Annotated in this window: 19 protein-coding genes; 2 read left to right on the top strand and 17 right to left on the bottom strand. The window is 38.5% G+C overall.

All coding sequences use genetic code 11. The annotated features are described in order from the left end of the window. Window positions 1–277 precede the first annotated feature (277 nt). The 12 genes from STRMA_RS08875 to STRMA_RS08820 all read right to left on the bottom strand — a co-directional run bounded on the left by STRMA_RS08875 (window position 278) and on the right by STRMA_RS08820 (window position 12063). On the bottom strand, window positions 278–1819 hold the full coding sequence (locus STRMA_RS08875; protein ID WP_003079271.1) for a CHAP domain-containing protein: 1542 nt from the start codon (window positions 1817–1819) through the stop codon (window positions 278–280). Window positions 1820–2275: 456 nt separating this feature from the next. Continuing rightward, on the bottom strand, window positions 2276–2731 hold the full coding sequence (locus tag STRMA_RS08870; protein ID WP_003081139.1) for a DUF5085 family protein: 456 nt from the start codon (window positions 2729–2731) through the stop codon (window positions 2276–2278). After that, window positions 2731–3189 carry a hypothetical protein gene (locus STRMA_RS08865; RefSeq protein ID WP_003080956.1) on the bottom strand — a complete coding sequence of 153 codons (459 nt, stop codon included), beginning with the start codon at window positions 3187–3189 and terminating at the stop codon, window positions 2731–2733. Before STRMA_RS08865 ends, STRMA_RS08870 begins: the two co-directional genes overlap by 1 nt. Before the next feature lie 160 nt (window positions 3190–3349). Further along, complete coding sequence (locus tag STRMA_RS08860) at window positions 3350–4093, bottom strand: hypothetical protein (RefSeq protein WP_003080806.1); 744 nt, start codon at window positions 4091–4093, stop codon at window positions 3350–3352. Continuing rightward, window positions 4093–4761 (bottom strand): hypothetical protein, encoded by a 669-nt coding sequence (locus STRMA_RS09965; RefSeq protein WP_003080089.1) that lies wholly within the window; start codon window positions 4759–4761, stop codon window positions 4093–4095. Before STRMA_RS09965 ends, STRMA_RS08860 begins: the two co-directional genes overlap by 1 nt. Before the next feature lie 274 nt (window positions 4762–5035). Further along, window positions 5036–6241 (bottom strand): hypothetical protein, encoded by a 1206-nt coding sequence (locus tag STRMA_RS08850; RefSeq protein ID WP_003080087.1) that lies wholly within the window; start codon window positions 6239–6241, stop codon window positions 5036–5038. A gap of 213 nt (window positions 6242–6454) precedes the next feature. Beyond that, entirely contained in the window at window positions 6455–7912 is a 1458-nt protein-coding gene (gene gltX / locus STRMA_RS08845) for a glutamate--tRNA ligase (RefSeq protein WP_003082214.1), read from the bottom strand. Between the two features lie 413 nt (window positions 7913–8325). Beyond that, window positions 8326–9039, bottom strand: coding sequence for a TIGR00266 family protein (locus STRMA_RS08840; RefSeq protein ID WP_003079918.1), 714 nt, complete (start codon window positions 9037–9039; stop codon window positions 8326–8328). A 163-nt stretch (window positions 9040–9202) separates the two neighbouring features. Beyond that, a complete protein-coding gene (locus tag STRMA_RS08835; protein WP_003080782.1) occupies window positions 9203–9697 on the bottom strand; it encodes a beta-class carbonic anhydrase in 495 nt (164 codons plus the stop codon). 95 nt (window positions 9698–9792) lie between these two features. Then, window positions 9793–11160: a DNA repair protein RadA gene (gene radA / locus STRMA_RS08830; protein WP_081479324.1), complete on the bottom strand. Its 1368-nt coding sequence runs from the start codon at window positions 11158–11160 to the stop codon at window positions 9793–9795. Continuing rightward, entirely contained in the window at window positions 11157–11618 is a 462-nt protein-coding gene (locus STRMA_RS08825; RefSeq protein WP_003080399.1) for an isochorismatase family protein, read from the bottom strand. The genes radA and STRMA_RS08825 overlap by 4 nt, the downstream gene beginning before the upstream one ends. 1 nt (window position 11619) lies before the next feature. After that, window positions 11620–12063 (bottom strand): dUTP diphosphatase, encoded by a 444-nt coding sequence (locus STRMA_RS08820; RefSeq protein ID WP_003079168.1) that lies wholly within the window; start codon window positions 12061–12063, stop codon window positions 11620–11622. Window positions 12064–12287: 224 nt separating this feature from the next. Here STRMA_RS08820 and STRMA_RS08815 point away from each other — a divergent pair, with 224 nt between their 5' ends. Both STRMA_RS08815 and galU read left to right on the top strand, forming a co-directional pair. Beyond that, window positions 12288–13307: an NAD(P)H-dependent glycerol-3-phosphate dehydrogenase gene (locus STRMA_RS08815; protein WP_003080491.1), complete on the top strand. Its 1020-nt coding sequence runs from the start codon at window positions 12288–12290 to the stop codon at window positions 13305–13307. A 2-nt stretch (window positions 13308–13309) separates the two neighbouring features. Then, window positions 13310–14203 carry a UTP--glucose-1-phosphate uridylyltransferase GalU gene (galU, locus tag STRMA_RS08810; RefSeq protein WP_003079692.1) on the top strand — a complete coding sequence of 298 codons (894 nt, stop codon included), beginning with the start codon at window positions 13310–13312 and terminating at the stop codon, window positions 14201–14203. A 44-nt stretch (window positions 14204–14247) separates the two neighbouring features. On the opposite strand, the gene STRMA_RS08805 is transcribed toward galU, so the two are convergent. The 5 genes from STRMA_RS08805 to ytpR form a co-directional block, all read right to left on the bottom strand. Then, the gene (locus STRMA_RS08805; RefSeq protein WP_003081543.1) at window positions 14248–14913 is read right to left on the bottom strand and encodes a rhomboid family protein; all 666 of its coding nucleotides are present in this window, start codon (window positions 14911–14913) and stop codon (window positions 14248–14250) included. Beyond that, window positions 14900–15436 (bottom strand): 5-formyltetrahydrofolate cyclo-ligase, encoded by a 537-nt coding sequence (locus STRMA_RS08800; protein ID WP_003080282.1) that lies wholly within the window; start codon window positions 15434–15436, stop codon window positions 14900–14902. The genes STRMA_RS08805 and STRMA_RS08800 overlap by 14 nt, the downstream gene beginning before the upstream one ends. Before the next feature lie 322 nt (window positions 15437–15758). Beyond that, a complete protein-coding gene (locus STRMA_RS08795) occupies window positions 15759–16889 on the bottom strand; it encodes an N-acetyldiaminopimelate deacetylase (RefSeq protein ID WP_040841666.1) in 1131 nt (376 codons plus the stop codon). A gap of 143 nt (window positions 16890–17032) precedes the next feature. After that, window positions 17033–17731 (bottom strand): 2,3,4,5-tetrahydropyridine-2,6-dicarboxylate N-acetyltransferase, encoded by a 699-nt coding sequence (gene dapD, locus STRMA_RS08790; protein ID WP_003081994.1) that lies wholly within the window; start codon window positions 17729–17731, stop codon window positions 17033–17035. 146 nt (window positions 17732–17877) lie between these two features. After that, a complete protein-coding gene (ytpR, locus tag STRMA_RS08785; RefSeq protein ID WP_003081348.1) occupies window positions 17878–18504 on the bottom strand; it encodes a YtpR family tRNA-binding protein in 627 nt (208 codons plus the stop codon). Between the last annotated feature and the right edge of the window lie 2 nt (window positions 18505–18506).

The raw sequence follows: 18506 nt of genomic DNA, 5'->3' as shown, positions 1-18506 counted from the left end.
TGTAATTTTGAATTTTATTTATTTTTTTGAATAAAAATAATTCTATAATCTCTAAAATGGGTAAAACAGTCTGGGGAGAGACCGTTTTAGCTTGTCTCTTAAAAAATCAAAAGAGAGAACCAATCTGATTCTCTCTCGCGCTTCGTTATAAGTCATCCACTACAGTTGGCATTGAACCTTTTATTAGCCAGCTGAATCGTCAGATTATAGTCTCTATTTACACGACTAAATAGTGATTATAATTAGTTATTATCATTAATAAAAGTACTATATTGGATTATATCTTTTTTCCAATAACATAAGTTAATTCTAATGCTTGTTGTGCATTAAAAGTTCGATAAGAAATAACCCCTTCTCCAAGTGCATTGGATTCTGAGACTAAAATAGAGCCATCTTTTCTCACCTCTTCAACAATAGCAACATGGCCATAACTTGAATCTGCTCCAGCTTGCCCTGGTGCAAATGATATAGCATACCCAACCTTGGGGCTGTGGGTAAGTTCATAGCCCGACTTATACCGCCAATCACCCCCATTGCCCATGTAGGGATCAAAAAGATAACCTAACTCTCGGGCACGATTATATACATACCATGTACATTGCCCCCATGGATAAGACAATGCTATATAAGTTGCAGTATTGATGGGAGCTGTAAGTTTATAGCCAGTTGGAACTGTTGCAATACTGGTACTATTTAAATGTTTAAGATTTTCTGGTATCGCTGGAGTCCCTCCATGCCGATCAATCCAAGAATCAATTTCTTGCATAATCTGAGCACGACGCTTTCCAGTACCGGAAGTATCTGTAAAATAAACACCACCTTCCACCACTGTATTTAATTGCCTCATGCTATATTTTTTCGCCTTATCATCTTGAATTTTAAAGGTTATATTTTTATTTTGAATAATAGTTTCTGCTGTCAATTTTTTAACAGCCTCTTCATCAGAAAAATTAATCGCATTGGAAGTATTATAGTCAAACGCTCCATACCCAAACATGTTTGCTTTTGAAACAGTAGCGACACCTGCTGTACCAAGAGAACTTTCAGCCATAGCAATAGCTATGATAGCACGCACATCCAATCCGCTGACTTTTTCCCATTCTAATAATTTAGCTCCATTAATCCGATGTTTATCATAGGAAATATTAGTCGAAGCTAGGAAGCCATCAAGCTGTGCCGCAGTAATACCATAACGATGAGATAACAGGTTGTGATGATAAGCATCCGGACCTGACCAATGTTCTACATATGCAACTGAGATAACCGATGGTGAAAGTGATGGGGAACTTGAATCAAATAAATTTGAACTTTCTGTATTGTATGATCTAAACAAAGAGGCAGCCTTCTGGATTTGTGTTCTTGATTCAGATCGAGCAAGAAATGAGCCCTTTGAAGATATTTTAGAAGATAAACCAGCTCCTCTTTTTTTATCTTTTATAGATGGTTTGGAAACCTTAGTTCCATTATTTTCAGTCGATGTTTTAGAAGTTTTAGCTTGGGTGCTATTTTCATTCTGAGAAGCTTCAGAGGAAGACTCTGTTGAAGAAGGTTCAGATGTAGAAGAATTTTGAGTCTCAGTAGAAGTAGTGGCTGTAGAATCTGCAGAGGTTTTTGCTTCCGTTTGGCTAAGTTCATCAGATGAGTTTTCTTTTTTGGATACTGACGAACCATCGCTGCTTTCTTCTTCTGAAGACTCTGTCCTCCTTTCTTCAGTACTAGCAGTTACTGCCATTTCATCTGCAATAGCAGTAAGAGATAGTAACTGCGGACTAACTAAAATTAGTAATATTGATAAAGTTAAAATTTTACTCTTTTTCATTAATATTATTCCTTTTTAAACTTTCAAATAATAGTATACCATAATTAATAAAACTATATCCATACTAACGACTTTTAAATTACAGCATACGCATGAAAAATGTCTTCTTTTGCTTTTGTAATTTCGTTTCTTCTGAATAGAGAATTTCTAATAAACCTTCTACTAGTCTTAATCTCCAGATAGTCCACTAAATAAATAGCAATATACCATTATCTGACTCAAAAATTCTTACCTTTACACCTTACTTTTAGCCAGTAAAGCCGCATTTTGCATTTTGTAAGTAAGTTTTAAGTTAAAGGTTGTCCGTCTCTCTAAAATTGATTGTAATCTCCTCACCTCTTAGTACCTTATTGCACTCGAAACAGCAAAAGAGAGAGAACAAATCTGTCCTCTCCAGATGTTAAGTTAAGTCCCTGCGCTGCAGGTGGCTATGAGACGCTAAAACAGCTGCGGCAATCAATAGGCATAGCCCAGCAGGACCGTGACACTGCCAGGCTCTTCTGGGTTTAAAACATGATAAAAGGGGGTATACTGTTCCTGACCATTTTGATCTAAAGTCCACAATAAGCGAGCATAAGCTTCTTTGGTCAGCTCTTCATAATCATGATCCAGCGAAATCATAATCACGTTGTTAAGCTCAAAGTAAGAGGAAAAGCGCATCCCCTCAATTTCAATATAATCTTCTTCTAAAGGGAGGAAAAATTCAATCGCCATCTCCCCTTCATAAGGCACATTATTGAGACTATAGACGAGCGGGCCGGCTGGGTGCCCCCCTACCGCCTCAACCGCTGCCATAAAAGCATCTAGTTCTGCTCGCATCTGACTCACGTGAAAAGTCTTACGCTTTCTAATCACATAGCGAGCTTCAAAAATAGCTTCGTTAGTAACTCCTTCTGCTACAATATAATCCATTACACTTCCTCCCAACTGCTATAGGCGTCAACCCATATACCTTCTGCACTAGGGTGATACAGCACGTGATAGACAGCTAAGCTGCTTAAATCTCTGTCAGCGTACTTGGCTGCTAAATCGTCATAATAGTCCTGCAAATCAGCTGACCTAAAACTAGCAAAATCCTCACTCTCAATAAACAGTTTGTCTTCAAAATAAATCGGGTATACATCATCACTTGTCGGACGTATTTCATTGCCAAATGTCGTGAAGATAAGCCAATTTCCTGCTTGAGAAAAAGGATAGCTTTTAAAACAAACAGGCCCATCTGAATAGACTGTATCCAGCATATCCTCAATAAACTCCCAGCATAAAGGATAGACTTCTTGACAAAGCTGATCAATCGGGACAGCTGTTAACCCGCTTTCTTTATAGCCGAATAATTGATAAAGGCTTAATTTTTTAGATCTGATTTCCATAGATTTCCTCTTACATTCTTTCTAAACGAGATGGGGTCTTTCAAGCTAAACCGCCCTCCTACTGTTTTTAAACCATCCTTGGCAAGATCTGTAGCGGATTTATTGCCAAATTCCTTAACTTTGAAATTCATATACCTGCTCTACACCAATAACGGTATGATTAAAGAGAATCATCCTCTGGATGTTTTCTGATATAAACAGCTGCATAAAAGGCATCAACGATGACAGCGGATAAAGTGGAGGTTAGTAAAATTCCCAAGAAGACACCAAAAGCATTGGCAATATAGCCAGTTAATACAGCTGGCACAAACAAAACCACCCCAAAGGCTGCTCCAAAATTGGTCAGCCGCTCTTTTTTCTTACCTTTCGCTTTGCCACCATAAGTCTCCCACTGATTAATCTTCCAAACCTTTCCTTGGTTTTGAGGCAGGTAATGCCAAGCGTAAAAACCACAGGTAAGGAAAAAGAGCAGCAACATGGGAATGACATAAAATAAGGTCAATGGAGAGACATATAAATCTTCGATACTACCTGAATCTCCAGATGACACAAACATCATCAAACCAATAAAATCTATCCATAACAGTGTTGTCCAAGACACTAAAGCAATCAACACATAAGCCAGAGATTTAAAACGATTCACTAGAGAATGGAAAAAGGAAAAAAGGATACTGACTGCATTGATAATGATACAAGTTAAGAAGAGAATTTTAATAAGACCTAAGTGAGCAGCTGACTCGCCTAAAAGACCTAGATAAAAGAAGAAAATGGAAAAAGGCAGATTGAGCCAAGGGTAGAACTTAATATAGCCCAGACTGACCCCACCGGTTATCAAAGGCCCATGATAGCGATCTCTGGGAATAGTATTCTTAGGTACTTTGGTTTTCTTTTTTGTCTTTGTCATCAGCCAAACCACCTTCCTACTGTTTTTAAACCACCGCCAATGGCATCTGTGGCGCCTTTTAAACCATCCTTGGCAAGATCTGTAGCGGATTTATTGCCAAATTCCTTAACTTTGAAATTCATAAGCCAAGACATTCCCATACCTACCGCAGCGCCAGCAACCGTTCCAATTGGTCCGCCAATCATGGTGCCAACGGCAGCTCCGGCATAGGCAGCGCCAGCACCAGAACCTAAGTCAACCGCTGTATCCACTGAAAAGTTGCGAATCTTCTTCCCCATGGAAGATGTCTTATCATCAAAGAAATTCTCCTTGATATTGGAGCCCACATTGATAACGGTTCCCGCAGCTCCCAGTATCTTACTGCCCTTAGCCCATTTGCTGGCCGATTGAAAGTCCCTTAAATTCCAACGCAAAGGGTTGAGTCGTAATAACTTCGTATAGCATACATTATACGAAGTTATACGAAGGACAAAGGCTTGGGCTAAAGGTTTGACCACACTGCTGCCATAGTTCTTGATATTGCTGTAGGCCGAACCAGACAGCCTGTCTTCATTAGCCAGCTGGTCTATGGATTTGACCAGCTGTTCAAAACCAGCCTTATAATTATCAGCAAGCGTTCCCACTGAGCTGGCTTGGGTATCAGAGCTTCCTAATACCATTTTGACCATAAATCATTTTCCTTTTCTTATTTATTAAAATCTTAATTTTTATTATAACATAACTATAATCCTTGAAAAAGAACTGTTGATTAGCTGGTCGTAACCAAAACTTCCTAAATAAATACCAGATAATTCGAAACACACTAGCCAATACTAAACTAAGCAGCCAAAGAACATTAAGGCTAAAAATCTGCATCACTGGGAACAGCAAAAAAAGAGAAGACAAATTTGTCCTCTCTCGATATTAAGATAAGTCCTCCACTGGAGATAACTATAAGTCAAATTATCTTGGATATTTATTGATGAGTAAATAATCACCATTTCTTTGTTGCCTGAAATGCAAGGCTGCATAATCTAATTTAGACCGATCACTCCTATGATAATCACTATAGATAACCGTTAATAATTTGTCTAATTTATTCCCATAATTTGATAGTGTTATCCTTGCTTCTTTGGGGGCACCATATTTAGCAATAATATCTTTCAGATTAGTACCGCCAGCCCCTGTAGCAAGGCTGCCAACTTTCAAACTATTAATATCTGACCGTGTCAAATTAGCTTTATAGTTAGGATTTGTTTTTACGTCACTTGCGTTAAATATACAATTGCCGCTTTCAAGAATAAACTTACCATCAGAGCGTTCTTTAAAGGTTAAGAGCACACTATAAATAGTTTCTTTGGAATTTTCTTGTTTGTACTCTAATCTAAGTCTATCATCTAACATGTTAGCATTTTTAGCTTTTCCATATTTTTTAATAATAGATTTTAGAGTATCACCCTTATTAGAATCAGAACCATAGCCGGCAAACTTTAATTTTTTAAATTTAGATTTTGACCAATTAAATTTATAATCTGAAGAATCCGCTATATAATCCTTAGGATCTGTACTATCCACTTCATCGTCATCATCATCTTCATCTATATCTCTGTCATCAGATTCATCATCAGAGCTTTTACTGATCTTTTCTGTCTTATCATGGTTATCCGCCTGACGCACAAACAAAACAGCCCCGCTCGCTAAGAAAACAACTCCTGCAAGTACCAAAGCAATGATAGACAAGACCTTTTTACGATTAATATTAACAATCAAACTGACGACAGCATAAATAATCCCCAGAAAAGCAATAATAACATAAATAATCGGAATAGGTGCAAAACATGCTAAAAGGAATGTTATTACAGAAACAACTAAAGAAATAATAGGCAGCACAATGAGTTCCTTGCGTTTTACAGATACATTAGAAACCGCAGGTGCTACTGGTGGTGTCTGCTGAACCAGCTGCTCCGTAGGAGCCGCTGGTTCAACACTATTTTCTGAATCTGAAACAGACTGAACAGAATTGTCTTGATTAGCTGCCATATCTGCAGCAGCTTCTTTGGGCTGCTCTACCTGAGAGTCTTGTTTTTGATCTTCTAGCGCTGCCTGCTCAGTTGCATTAGGGATATCTTTCCCTTCTGGATTATTTCCATTATTAAAATCTTCTGACATCTTATCTCCTTAACTTAAAACTTTTTCTTAATTGTACTATAAAAAACAGGCCCTTTCAATAACCTTTTAATTTTCAATATTGACAAGTGCCGTGAGCTTGTTGTAAATAGAACCTTCGTTTCAACTTCCAAGTTTCCTTTCTTTCATGACTTTTACTTTTCTTATTACAAGAAAAATGATGAAAGCTTCGTCCGTCAACAAAGCTTTCATCATTTATTTTATTTGTTCTAACATATCAGAAAGATGCTGTATTGATTTTTCTTTTCCAAGCAAAAAGATAGTATCTGGTAATTCTGGTCCATGCATTTCTCCTGAGACGGCAATACGAATTGGCATAAAAAGATTTTTGCCTTTGATTCCCGTTTCCTTTTGAACGGCTTTGATTTGCGGAAAAATATTTTCTGATTTGAAATCTTCATCTGGCATAGCTTCCAGTTTTGCCTTAAAGGACTGGAGAACAATCGGCACCGTTTCTCCAGACATAAATTCTTTGGCCTTTGCAGTGAGTTGTGGAAAGTCTTCGAAAAAGAGATCTGTCAAAGGTATAATTTCATCAATAGACTTCATTTGCGGCTGATAAAGGGCAACTAATTTTTCAGCCTTATCTGTCAAACGGCCAGCTGATTCTAAATAGGGTCTTGCAAGTTCAAAAACCGTCTTAAAATCAGCATGTTTGATATAGTCATTATCCATCCAGTCTAATTTCTTTTGGTCAAAGGCAGCTGGTGATTTGCTGAGACGATTTTCATCAAAAAGGTTGATAAGTTCACAACGTGAAAAGATTTCATTTTCACCGCCAGGATTCCACCCCAAAAGTGCGATAAAGTTAAAGACTGCTTCTGGCAGATAGCCTTTTTTGCGGTAATCTTCAATAAACTGTAAAGTATCGGTATCACGTTTTGATAATTTTTTACCCGTGTCAGAATTGATGATAAGTGTCATATGTCCAAATTGAGGAGCTTTCCAACCCAGCGCTTCATAAACCATAAGTTGCTTTGGCGTATTGGCAATGTGATCATCTCCGCGGATAACATGAGAGATTGCCATATCATGATCATCAACAACAACGGCAAAGTTATAGGTTGGATAGCCATCTTTTTTCTGAATAACCCAATCACCGCCAATATTACTGCCTTCAAACTCAATATCACCTTTTACCATATCATGCCATTTATAAACACCAGCCTCATTAACTTTCAGCCGGACAGTCGGAATGATACCTGAAGCTTCCCGCTCTGCAATATAAGCTGTTTTTTCTGCTTCTGACATACCAAGGAATTCATTGATATAACGCGGTGTTTCTCCTGCAGCTTCTTGACGTTCGCGTTCGGCATTCAATTCTTCTTCGGTTATATAAGACTTGTAGGCTTTTCCTTCTGCCAGTAATTGGTCAATATACTTTTGATAAAGTTCCAAACGTTCTGATTGCCGGTAATTGTCATGCGTTTCAGGGCTTTCATCCCAATCTATACCTAACCATTTCAAATTATCTAACTGCGAACGCTCCCCATCCTCAACATGGCGTTTACGATCCGTATCTTCAATACGAATAATAAAATCTCCACCATAATGGCGGGCATAAAGGTAATTAAAGAGCGCAGTCCGCGCATTTCCAATGTGTAAAAGCCCTGTTGGACTTGGTGCATAGCGTACACGAATTTTGTTTGTCATGATCTTCTCCTGTCATTTCGATATAACAGTTCCTAGAAAACTTCTAAAAGAGACGGTTTCCAGCCTGTTTTTCATAAAATTCAATCATTTTTATTATAGCATATCCTTGCTGCTTGGGCTAAGAAAAAAGGCTGGGACAAAAGTCCCAAGTCCCGTGCATTCATTTTTGTCGTTTTACTTGCATGAGGCAGTGGTTGGTTAGATAACCTTATCCCTTGCTGTACAAGTGACAGCGGCTATCCTAACCAACTGTGCGGAGGTGAAAGTCAAAACAGTCTACAGGACTGTTTTAGGTCAGCAACTAGAAATTGGGACTTGCTGAAAAATCAAATTCTTTAGATTATTGATTTTTCTGTCCCACTCTCGCTTTTTTAACTATAGTCACGATGTTCATTGCATCAGGAAGGTTAAATTTAACGATTGGCATTCGTCAGAAAATTCTGCAGAACACCAGCAAATTGTCGCAGATTAAGGCTTTGAACATAAACTTCACCTGTACCTCGGAAGGTATTAACAACGCCTTCACCTGTTCCGATTGATTGCATCAAACCATTTTCCAAATGGATATCATAGTTCAAATCTCTGCTCCAGGCCACAACATGGGCATTATCAATTGTGATTTCTTGATTTTGCAATTCTATTTTTTTGATAGAGCCAAAGCTATTGACAAGTAAGGTCCCCTGACCCTCTGTTGTCATCACAAAAAGACCGCCTTGACCTCCAAAAAGAGCTCGTCCAATACTCTGGCTCTTCATTTGATACCGGGCAGAACCATCCAAGGCAAGAAAGGCCCCATCATTAAGCCGGTATTGCTTTTCTCCCAATTTCAAAGCAATGACCTGACCCGGCATAGAAGGTGCCAAGGCTAATTTTCCATCATCAGCATTTGACACTGCCTGAGTAATAAAAAAACTTTCTCCTGAAGTTACAGAACGGCCAATAGCTCCCACTAGTTTTCCAACCCCTGAACCACGTCCGTTAACTTTGGTATTAAGAGTTACGCTTGGTGTATGATAGACCATACTCCCACGCTGAATATAGGCTGATTCTCCCGTTTCCAGCACAATCTCCACCAAAGGAAACTGCATATTACTATCAACAGTGTATTTCATACGATCATCAGACATGGCAAAGCCTCCTTAAATATTTTATGTATTATTGAAGTAGTACAATGAGATTATATAATTTCCAAAGCCCTTTGTCAATCAAAAAAAGAGAGCCTTTAGTATACTGGCCCTCAAAAAATATAAGGTCTGAGAGACAATTTAAGATCTCTAAAACTCTTTTTGATTAATGCACCTCGGTAATTCTCCCTGTATCAACATCATAAATAGCTCCTGAAATGGTAATATTTTCAGGAATAAGAGGAGAAGCTTTTAAAAGAGCAACATCTTCTCGTACACTCTCTTCAATATCTGTAAAAGGAAGGAAGTCCTGACCTTTGACGTCAACAGCTAAATCTCGTTTTAGCTGCGCAGCAAATTCCTCATTAGTAAAAGTCTGAGCTCCACAGTCTGTATGATGCAGCACTACAATTTCATGTGTCCCTAATTGCTGCTCAGAAATCACTAAAGAGCGAATGACATCATCTGTCACACGTCCGCCAGCATTGCGCAAAATATGAGCATCTCCTAAGGCCAAGCCCAAAGCAGGCGCCACATGTAAACGGGAATCCATACAAGTAACAATGGCAACATGCGTTTTGGGCTTAAGGGGTAAGTGAGCCGTTCCATGCAAGTCCACATAAGCTTGATTAGCTTTTATAAAATGATCAAAATAAGACATAGTATCCCTTTTCTATCTCAAGTTATGAACTAATATGAAATCAAAATAACTGATTCATAAACGTAGCTGTATCATATCATTTTTCTATCACTTTGTCACCTTGAAGCAAATACCCTTTCCAATACTTCATTGACTGTTGTTACTCCAATAATCTGAATAGTGTTTGAAACCGCTAATCCCGTCAACGAATTTTTAGGCACATAAATCTTTGTAAAACCTAATTTACCAGCTTCATTAATACGCTGTTCTATCCGATTGACACGCCGTATCTCTCCTGTTAAGCCAATCTCACCGATAAAACAGTCCTTAGGGCTTGTTGGCTTTTCTTTATAGCTAGAAGCAATCGCAACCGCAACGGCCAAGTCAATAGCTGGCTCATCAAGCCGTACACCTCCAGCTGATTTAAGATAAGCATCCTGATTTTGCAAAAGCAAACCGCAGCGTTTCTCCAAAACTGCCATAATCAGGCTGACACGATTGAAATCCAAACCAGTAGTCGTCCGTTTGGCATTGCCAAAAACTGTTGGCGTTACAAGGGCCTGCACCTCTGCTAAAATAGGCCTTGTCCCTTCCATAGTAACAACAATAGCTGATCCGGTCGCACCATCTAGGCGCTCTTCCAAAAAGACTTGACTAGGATTTAAAACCTCAACCAAACCACCCGATCGCATTTCAAAAATACCAATTTCATTCGTAGATCCAAAACGATTTTTAACAGCTCTTAAGATACGAAAAGTATGCTGACGTTCCCCTTCAAAGTAGAGTACAGTATCCACCATATGCTCGAGCATACGAGGTCCAGCCAGTGTTCCTTCCTTAGTGACATGACCAACGATGAAGGTAGCGATGTTATTGGTCTTAGCTAGCTGCATGAGCTCAGCGGTTACTTCGCGTACCTGGGAAACAGAACCTTGAACGCTGGAAATTTCTGGACTCATAACTGTTTGAATAGAATCAATAATTAAAAAATCAGGCTGAATTTTTTCAATCTCAGCGCGAATACTCTGCATATTCGTTTCCGCATAGAGATAAAACTCATTGTCAATATCACCTAAACGTTCGCTGCGCAGCTTGATTTGCTGAGCTGATTCTTCTCCAGAAACGTAAAGAACGATTCCCTGTTTGGCTAGCTGCGTTGAAACTTGTAGAAGCAAGGTCGATTTTCCAATACCAGGATCTCCGCCAATAAGAACTAAACTTCCCGGAACAACACCACCGCCCAGAACACGATTGAACTCCTCCATCTCGGTTTTAGTTCTGGAGACCTGACTGGAGGTTACCTGATTTAATTTGACTGGGCGCGTTTTTTCACCTGTCAGCGAAACACGCGCATTTTTAACTTCTGAAACTTCCACTTCTTCCACAAAAGAAGACCAGGAGGAACAATTAGGGCAGCGTCCTAAATATTTAGGCGAGTTGTAGCCGCATTCTTGACAAACAAAAGTTCTTTTTTTCTTAGCTATGATAATTCTCCTTTTATTTCAACTTCTCTCTTTTTCCATTTTTGCAAAGTTTTTGCAAACTTGGCCTTATTCAAAATACCGATACAGTCTAGATCACAGCTGACCTGATAGCCTAGTTTGATCGCTGATAAAACGGAGAAATGGACACAGCCATTGCCATCTACTCCGACAAACTCTAGAGACGAGGCAGTGCTCAACTGTTTTTTTAGGTCTGTATTTGAAAAGCAAGATGGAAGCCGTTTTTCATATACACAATGTGACACTTTCAGAAGATTCTTAGCGATCTGTTTATGGCTTTGCCATTCCCAAAGAAAGCGATTGGTTACATAGAAAACTCTCTGACTTGGATAAGATAGAATTTTTTCATTGACCGTCTGAACCAGAGTCGGATCGGGGTAAGGACAGCCCTCACCAATATAATCCTCCTGCATATCAATAACCAGTAAATAATCTGCCATCCTATACCCCTGTCGAACCAAATCCACCAGTGCGAACACCCTCGGCCTTATCGCTATCAGCAATTAAGAAGGGCATAAAAACTCCCTGAACAAGACGCTCTCCAGCTTCCAAAACAACTGTTTCATCTGTGATATTTTGCATCTGGGCAAAAATATGACCTTCATTATTAGGATTGTTATAATAGTCCCCATCAATAACACCGACTGAATTGATCAAGACCAAGCCTTTTTTACGAGGATTAGAAGAACGGTCAAAAAGGTATAGAACTTCGCCAGCCTGCATATAAGCTTTCACTCCCGTTGGAACCAAAACAATAGCTCCCGCAGGAATTTCTGTCCGCTCTGCCACTTTCAAATCATAGCCAGCAGCATGGGCAGTTTCCCGCTTAGGCAAGAGATTTTCATCTTCATACTTGGAAATGAGTTCAAAACCACGGATTGTCATATTTTTCCTCTTTCTTTTACTTCCTATGAATTCTTATCGAATCGTTTATCTTATTATAAAGTATTCGTATTTTAAAAGCAAAGTTCAAAATGACTTGCCAGTAAGAAACCAAAAATAATTTGAAAAAACAGCCAAACACTAATATTTCTTACAATAGGGTAAAGACAAATGAATTCTCTTTGTGATATAATTAAAAAAATGCTCTATAGTTATAGGAGAAAAAAATGTCAAGACAAAAGATTGCTGTTCTTGGTCCCGGTTCATGGGGAACTGCTCTATCTCAGGTCCTTAATGATAATGGTCATGAAGTGCGCATTTGGGGAAATATTCCAGAACAAGTTGATGAAATTAATGAATTCCATACGAATAAACAGTATTTTAAAGATATTATTTTAGATGATGACATAAAAGCTTATAAAGATTTAAGCGAAGCGCTTCAAGGTGTAGATGCTATCCTCTTTGTAGTTCCTACTAAAGTAACCCGTCTAGTAGCTAAACAAGTGGCAGAAATATTAGATCATAAAGTAGTTATCATGCATGCTTCCAAAGGATTGGAGCCTGGAACTCACGAACGTTTATCAGTCATTCTGGAAGAAGAAATTCCTGCTTCACTGCGAAGCGAAATTGTCGTCGTTTCCGGGCCCAGCCATGCTGAGGAAACGATTGTCCGTGATATTACACTGATTACAGCAGCTTCAAAAGATTTAGAAGCTGCTAAATACGTACAGAGAGTCTTTAGCAATCATTATTTCCGGCTCTATACCAATCCAGATGTTATTGGTGTGGAAACCGCCGGCGCCCTTAAAAATATTATTGCAGTTGGAGCAGGTGCTCTGCATGGAATGGGATATGGAGACAATGCGAAAGCTGCTGTTATTACACGCGGTTTGGCTGAAATTACACGCCTTGGTGTCAGTTTAGGAGCTGATCCTTTAACTTACAGCGGTCTTTCAGGTGTCGGGGACCTAATCGTTACCGGAACATCACCGTATTCGCGTAATTGGCGTGCTGGTGATGCTCTGGGACGCGGCGAAAAATTAGCAGATATTGAAAAAAATATGGGAATGGTCATTGAAGGCATTTCAACAACCAAAGTTGCTTATGAACTCGCTCAGGAACGCAATGTTTATATGCCAATTACTACTGCTATTTACCAGGCTATTTATGAAGGCAAAAATATCAAAGAAGCCATTATATCCATGATGACCAATGAATTTAGAGCAGAAAATGAATGGAGTAAATAAAAATGAAGCAAAAAGTTAAAAAAGCAATTATTCCCGCAGCAGGTTTAGGAACGCGCTTTCTTCCAGCTACCAAAGCGCTTGCCAAAGAAATGCTTCCTATTGTAGACAAGCCAACTATCCAATTCATTGTTGAGGAAGCCTTAAAATCGGGTATTGAAGATATCCTAGTCATTACTGGTAAATCAAAGCGTTCAATAGAAGATCACTTTGACTCAAACTTTGAACTCGAATATAATCTAGAACAAAAGGGAAAGACCGACCTTCTCAAATTAGTTAATGATACAACAGCTATTAATCTTCATTTTATTCGTCAAAGTCATCCCAGAGGTTTAGGAGATGCTGTTCTTCAAGCTAAAGCTTTTGTTGGCAATGAACCTTTTGTTGTCATGCTTGGTGATGATCTAATGGATATCACAGATGATAAGGCTGTTCCTTTAACCAAACAGCTCATGAATGATTACGAAGAAACCCATGCTTCGACAATAGCTGTTATGAAAGTTCCCCATGAAGAAGTCTCTGCTTACGGTGTCATCGCTCCTCAAGGCGAAGGTGTAAATGGTTTATACAGCGTTGATACTTTTGTTGAAAAACCTGCTCCAGAAGAAGCTCCTAGTGATTTGGCTATTATCGGCCGCTACTTATTAACACCTGAAATTTTTACAATTCTTGAAACGCAAGAACCAGGTGCTGGAAACGAGGTTCAGCTAACCGATGCTATTGATACACTCAATAAAACTCAGCGTGTCTTTGCACGGGAATTTAAAGGCAAACGTTATGATGTTGGAGATAAGTTTGGCTTTATGAAAACATCTATTGATTATGCACTTAAGCATCCGCAGATTAAAGAAGATCTAAAAGCTTACATTATCCAATTAGGCCATGAATTAGATAAATAGAAAAAACTCGGGTAAAATCCGAGTTTTTTCTATTTCAGCTATTATTAAAAAGCAAAAAACAGCATAGCCACTGCAAAAGCTAAATAAAGAAATGCTGCTAAGAAACGCTGTCTTTTTGAAAAAATATTTTTTTCAGCTGCACTTGGAAGCATAAACGCACAGCAAACTCCTCCAAATAAACCGCCCAAGTGTCCTGCTATACTAATACTTGGCATAAATAAATTAAAGACAAGATTAATAGCAATCAAAATTTGGTAGCTGCTGCCAATTTGCTTTAAATAAGGATTTTTTGTGAAATAACTAAGAGCAATAATAGCCGAAAAAAGACCAAATAAAGATGTAGAAGCTCCTGCTGCTACAACATCAGCTGTAAAATAAAGTGTAAAAATATTGCCCATTATACCGGATAAAATATAAAGAAGCAAAAATTTCCATGATCCCCAAATACTCTCAGCTAACTGACCAATGAAATATAAAATCAAAGTATTAAATAAGAAATGTTCCCAACCAATATGGACAAAGATTGGTGTTACTAATCGCCAAAGCTGATCTGGGGACTGAATAACTAAATTACCGTACATGCCGCCAAAATTAAGAATGGCAGCAGGCCTATCTGCCGCACCAAAATAAACAATTTGCATGGCCAAAAAAACAAGCGTCGTCAGCAAAACAAGAAAAGAAGTTACAGGATATTTTTTAAAGGTCTCCACTGACCAACACCTCCTTTACTGGAATGTCAAAAAAACTAGGCTCAAAAGTGAACTGTTGAAAAGAATAAATAGTGCTCACCGTCTCTCCCTGAAAATCCGATAAATAGCGGTCGTAATAACCACCGCCGTAACCAATTCGATAGCCTAACTCGTTAAATCCTAGACCAGGGACATGAATAAGGTCAATCAAAGATTTGGGAACAGCTTCCTCATTTTTAGGTTCCTTAAGTCCAAATGTCGTTTCTTGCAAATCATTTGCATCATAAATCACAAAAATCATCTGTCCTTTAGGATACGTTTTAGGGACAACAATCTGTTTACCATCTTTTTGCGCCTGTTCAATTAGTAAGGAAGTATCAAACTCAAAAGGAAAGGCTAAGTAAGTTGCAAGAAACTGAGCCTTTTTATAACTTTCCAATTGTAAAAACTGAGCTAATAATTTTTTATCTTCCAACTCCTTGGCAGATTTTTCTTGCTCTTTTAATTGCCTGATGATATTTGCACGGTTTTCTTTTTTATCCATTCTACTATAATAGCATGATTCTCCATTTTTTCCTATTTTTTAGTCATAAGTAACAATAGAATTTCAGAAGGTAAAATTGAACCTTTTTCACATATTTTGTTTTAAGTTTTCTTTAAGCTTTATGAAGTATAGTAGTAGTCTGAAAGACCACTTGTTAAGTGGTTGGAGAAATAATAATCTATTTTTTCTCCTTTTTCATAAATCTCCTAGAGGTTGGGGCCTTTGCCTCAGCCTCCTTTTTAATGAAAGTATAAATAAGGCTCAAACGCCTATGCGTTTGAGCCTTATTATTTTCAAAACATAACATATTATCTTTTGAATGCTATAAAATCCTTGTCTTTAAAAAACCACTAATAGCTGTAACTGCAAATGGCAGAGCTTCTTCTTTAGGACTCATTTTAGGATGATGAAGAGCATAAGGTGTATCAATCCCCAGCCAGAACATAACACCAGGAATTTTGTTGAGCAAATAGCCAAAGTCTTCTCCTGTCATAGCTGGTAGACAATCAATTAAATGAACATCACTCCTATTTTCAAAATAAGTCATTAGCTGCTGAGCAAGATTAGGATCATTTTCAACAGGAAGGTAACCACCTTGCTTAAGTTCAACATCTGCTTTTAAGCCAAAAGAAACTGCGATTCCTTGAGCCATCTCTTTTAAACGTTTTTGAATCAGTACATTCATATCCTGTGTTAAAGTCCGGATAGTCCCATGCAGTGTTGCTGTCTCAGCTATAACATTATTAGTTGTTCCTGCATGCATAGAACCAAAGGTTATGACTCCGCCTTCAATCGGATCAATATTACGACTAACAATAGATTGTACCTGTGTTATAAAATAGGAGGCCGCAACTAAAGCATCATTTGCATTATGGGGAAAAGCTGCATGCCCCCCTTTTCCTTTAAAAGTAATGAACACTTCACAAGTCCCAGCAAAAAGGGTTCCCTTGTTGGTAGCTATATCACCAACTTTTAAATCTGGACGCACATGCAACCCATAAAACTCATCAGGCAGCCAGCTGCCAAAGGCATCATCTTTATACATGAGCATACCGCCTGCTTCATTTTCTTCGGCAGGCTGAAAAAGAAAAAGGACATTGTTTTTTGGCTGAGTTTGCACTAATTCATTTAGCAAGCCAAGAGCAACTGTCATATGTATATCATGGCCGCAGGCGTGCATACAGCCTTCATGCTGGCTGGCAAAAGGCAGGTCCGTTTTTTCCACAACAGGAAGAGCATCAATATCTGTACGCCAGCCAATCGTTTTTTCAGCAGCTGATCCTTTTAGAAATACTAAAATACCTGTCCGCCAGGTTCTTTGTTCAACAAAATCTTTCCCTGCAGTTATATCCGCGATTTTTTCCAAAAGATAGGTCTGTGTTTTAAACTCTTTCAGACCAAGTTCTGGAATTTGATGCAAATTCCGTCGGATATTAATCAAATCAAGTGCCATAAAGTCTCCCTTAACTGTTAGAAAAACCTGTGAAATCACAAGCTTTCAGCTATAATAACCATTCATCAAACAAGCTGTTTGCTTTGCTTGATGAAACAGCCATGTCATTAACGAGATTGAAATATTACACACAAACAGCTATCTTACAGATTACGAAGAGCATCTTCAAGAGCTGTTTTTTGCTGTGTTTTAGCATCAATCTGCTTGATTACACGTGCAGGAACACCAGCTACCACAACATTTTCAGGGACGTCTTGAGTAACAATAGCACCTGCTGCTACAACTGAACCATCTCCTACTTGGACTCCCTCAATAATAACAGCATTGGCGCCAACCAAGACATTGTTTCCAATACGGACAGGATCTGCTGAAGCAGGTTCAATGACACCAGCAAGGACAGCACCAGCTCCAATATGACTATTCTTACCAACCGTTGCACGTCCGCCAAGAATAGCTCCCATATCAATCATAGTCCCTGCACCGATTTCAGCACCAATATTGATCACAGCTCCCATCATGACAACGGCATTATCTTCAATCGTTACTTGATCACGAATAATAGCACCTGGTTCAATACGAGCATTAAGATAGCGCTTATCAAGCAAAGGCACAGCTGAATTACGGCCGTCTTGCTCTACCACATAATCTTCATTTTCAGTTAAATTAGCCAAAAGCGGCTCAATAGTTTGCCAATCACCAAAAAGCACATTTCCAAGTTTAATAACAGAAGCAGGAATTTCTCCAGCTAAATCGCCTTCAAAAGTCACCTTAACATTGGTTTTCTTTTTAGCATTTCCAATAAAAGCGATAATTTCTTGAGCGGACATTTTTTGTACAGTCATATCATTGTTCTCCCATTAAAAGTTATTCGTTAATATTATAGCAAAAAATTATGGTTTGGCTAGTGATTTCTAAGCCTATCTGCAAATAGCTTTCTCAAAGTCAGAAGCCTTACTTTAAGAAAGCTTTTTTAGGAACCATTAAGTTGTCAGCTTTTCCAATGTTTGCCGGCATCAAAAGCTTCGCCAACAGTTGCAGCTGTACTTAATTCAATAATTCCACGCTTTTGCGGGGCATTAGGAAGAGCTAATTCACGAGGAGAACACATCATGCCAAAACTCTTCTCACCACGAAGATAACCTGAAAAAATAAGTCTACCATTTGGCAGCATAGCTCCTGGTAAAGCAACAATTGTTTTTAGTCCTACTCTAGCATTTGGAGCACCAGCTACAATTTGTACAGTTTGATCATCTGAAATCTTAACCTGGCAAATATTAAGATGATCACTGTCTGGATGTGCAGCCATTCTCTCAATCTCACCAACAATAAATTTAGGAGCTGTATCATTTTCAATTATCTCCTTAAAACCTTCTTTAGCAAGCTCAGTATTTAAAATTGTTACTTGCTCATCTGTCAGAAACACTTGTCCAGCACCTTCAAGATCAAATAAACTAGAGACGCCAAAGATATTCCAGGCGACAGTCTCATTGTTTTCATGCGTGAAAACACGGGCTATTTTACCTTTACGTTGACTGTTTTGTTTAGCTCCTTTACTGTCTTTCACGATAATCATCAAAACATCACCGACATATTTTTTATTATAAATAAAAATCATAT

The sequence above is a fragment of the Streptococcus macacae NCTC 11558 genome, assembly GCF_000187995.2.
GTDB classification, from domain to species: domain Bacteria; phylum Bacillota; class Bacilli; order Lactobacillales; family Streptococcaceae; genus Streptococcus; species Streptococcus macacae.
This window is presented reverse-complemented; position numbering and strand designations above follow the sequence as displayed.

What these genes read in the sequence shown, in the direction of transcription:
- STRMA_RS08875 (WP_003079271.1), bottom strand. Translation starts at nt 1,819, where the DNA reads ATGAAAAAGAGTAAAATTTTAACTTTATCAATATTACTAATTTTAGTT.
- STRMA_RS08870 (WP_003081139.1), bottom strand. Translation starts at nt 2,731, where the DNA reads ATGGATTATATTGTAGCAGAAGGAGTTACTAACGAAGCTATTTTTGAA.
- STRMA_RS08865 (WP_003080956.1), bottom strand. Translation starts at nt 3,189, where the DNA reads ATGGAAATCAGATCTAAAAAATTAAGCCTTTATCAATTATTCGGCTAT.
- STRMA_RS08860 (WP_003080806.1), bottom strand. Translation starts at nt 4,093, where the DNA reads ATGACAAAGACAAAAAAGAAAACCAAAGTACCTAAGAATACTATTCCC.
- STRMA_RS09965 (WP_003080089.1), bottom strand. Translation starts at nt 4,761, where the DNA reads ATGGTCAAAATGGTATTAGGAAGCTCTGATACCCAAGCCAGCTCAGTG.
- STRMA_RS08850 (WP_003080087.1), bottom strand. Translation starts at nt 6,241, where the DNA reads ATGTCAGAAGATTTTAATAATGGAAATAATCCAGAAGGGAAAGATATC.
- gltX (WP_003082214.1), bottom strand. Translation starts at nt 7,912, where the DNA reads ATGACAAACAAAATTCGTGTACGCTATGCACCAAGTCCAACAGGGCTT.
- STRMA_RS08840 (WP_003079918.1), bottom strand. Translation starts at nt 9,039, where the DNA reads ATGTCTGATGATCGTATGAAATACACTGTTGATAGTAATATGCAGTTT.
- STRMA_RS08835 (WP_003080782.1), bottom strand. Translation starts at nt 9,697, where the DNA reads ATGTCTTATTTTGATCATTTTATAAAAGCTAATCAAGCTTATGTGGAC.
- STRMA_RS08825 (WP_003080399.1), bottom strand. Translation starts at nt 11,618, where the DNA reads ATGGCAGATTATTTACTGGTTATTGATATGCAGGAGGATTATATTGGT.
- STRMA_RS08820 (WP_003079168.1), bottom strand. Translation starts at nt 12,063, where the DNA reads ATGACAATCCGTGGTTTTGAACTCATTTCCAAGTATGAAGATGAAAAT.
- STRMA_RS08815 (WP_003080491.1), top strand. Translation starts at nt 12,288, where the DNA reads ATGTCAAGACAAAAGATTGCTGTTCTTGGTCCCGGTTCATGGGGAACT.
- galU (WP_003079692.1), top strand. Translation starts at nt 13,310, where the DNA reads ATGAAGCAAAAAGTTAAAAAAGCAATTATTCCCGCAGCAGGTTTAGGA.
- STRMA_RS08800 (WP_003080282.1), bottom strand. Translation starts at nt 15,436, where the DNA reads ATGGATAAAAAAGAAAACCGTGCAAATATCATCAGGCAATTAAAAGAG.
- STRMA_RS08795 (WP_040841666.1), bottom strand. Translation starts at nt 16,889, where the DNA reads ATGGCACTTGATTTGATTAATATCCGACGGAATTTGCATCAAATTCCA.
- dapD (WP_003081994.1), bottom strand. Translation starts at nt 17,731, where the DNA reads ATGACTGTACAAAAAATGTCCGCTCAAGAAATTATCGCTTTTATTGGA.
- ytpR (WP_003081348.1), bottom strand. Translation starts at nt 18,504, where the DNA reads ATGATTTTTATTTATAATAAAAAATATGTCGGTGATGTTTTGATGATT.